Below are 1483 nucleotides of genomic sequence, written 5' to 3'. Positions count from 1 at the left end.
AGTATGATTTTAATTCTATTTCTTCCATGGATTGATAAATCCCCAATTGTTAGTGGGAAAAACAGGCCTTTATTTCAAATAGCATTTGGAATATTTATAATAGATTTTTTACTGCTTACAATACTTGGTAAATTACCTCCTACTGGGCTTTATGCATGGATTGGATTTGGTGCAAGTTTAGTATTTTTTGGATTTTTTATATCGCTGCCAATAATTGCCAAAATTGAAAAGAAAAAGCTTGAAGGGGATAGTAAATGAAGGAATTAAAAATACTTTTCATTATAGCGGTTATTGTTTTAATAGGATATTACGGTATTGAACCTTTTGCCCATCATGAAATGTATGGAGGAATTCCAAAACCTGACTTTAATTATTTAGACCTGAAATATGACATTAACATAAAAGGAAATCCTAAAAATGGAGAAAACATTTTTAAACAGAACTGTCAGTCATGCCACAGCCTAAAGGCAAAAAATTTAAAAGCTATGATGGATAAAAATACAGCTATGCAGGCTTTTAATGTAATTCCTCCTGATTTATCTAATATGGCAGCTATTGTTGAAAAACACTTCTTGTTTAACTTTATTAAAAATCCTCAAAATGCCACAAAAAACCCAAAATTTGCAATGCCTCCAATGTCTCAACTTTCAGACCAGCAGATAGCTGATATAATTGCATTTTTAGAAACAACAGCCAATAAAAATATAACAGGTGAGAAAATCTTAGAAGACGCCTGTACAAGATGCCACAGCGTAAAATACCAAAAAATAAAAGCATTTACACATGCTGAAAATTTAAAAAAATATTTAGGGAAAGTACCTCCTGATTTATCTTTAAAGGGACGTTCAAAAACCAAAGAATATTTAGAAGCTTTTATAAACAATCCTCAAGCTGTACTGCCTGGTACATCTATGCCAAGACTTGGATTAAAAAAAGAATCAGCTGAAAAAGTTATTGCATATCTTCAAGAAATCTCAGACCCTCATAAAAAGCAGAGAGACAAACTTGGACTGTGGATACTCGGATACGTTTTAATCGGTGTATTTTTAACTTACGCATGGAAGAAAAAAGTATGGGCAAAAATAAAGTGAGGATTAATACTCCTCACTTTGCCACATATCTTTTTCAAATCTAACAACTTTATTTCTACCTTCTTCTTTGGCTTTATAAAGTGCAACGTCTGCAAATTTAATACACTGCCAGAAATGTTCGCTATCTACTGGAAATACACTTACTCCTATACTTACAGTTTTTCTTAATGTTATACTACCTATAGCTATTACTTTGTTTTCTACTCTTTTTCTTATTTTTTCTGCAATTTCAGCAGCTTTTTCAGGGTTTACATCCATAAGTAATACCATAAATTCTTCTCCACCATATCTTATTGCAAGGTCTGCTTCTCTTATTGTATTCTTTATAATATTTGCAACTTCCTTTAACACCTTATCACCAACATCATGACCATATTCATCATTTACCTGTT

Annotated in this window: 2 protein-coding genes and 1 pseudogene; 2 read left to right on the top strand and 1 reads right to left on the bottom strand. The window is 31.7% G+C overall.

What is annotated here, in order from left to right; all coding sequences use genetic code 11:
- Positions 1-258 (top strand): annotated as a pseudogene (locus HG1285_RS01795) (cytochrome bc complex cytochrome b subunit); the annotation flags it as partial.
- Positions 255-1091, top strand: coding sequence for a c-type cytochrome (locus tag HG1285_RS01800; RefSeq protein ID WP_008289300.1), 837 nt, complete (start codon positions 255-257; stop codon positions 1089-1091). The pseudogene HG1285_RS01795 and the gene HG1285_RS01800, both read left to right, overlap by 4 nt.
- A gap of 3 nt (positions 1092-1094) precedes the next feature.
- On the opposite strand, the gene HG1285_RS01805 is transcribed toward HG1285_RS01800, so the two are convergent.
- On the bottom strand, positions 1095-1483 hold a 389-nt coding region (locus HG1285_RS01805), incomplete at its 5' end, for a GGDEF domain-containing protein (protein WP_008289299.1).

This window comes from Hydrogenivirga sp. 128-5-R1-1, assembly GCF_000171895.1.
This window is presented reverse-complemented; position numbering and strand designations above follow the sequence as displayed.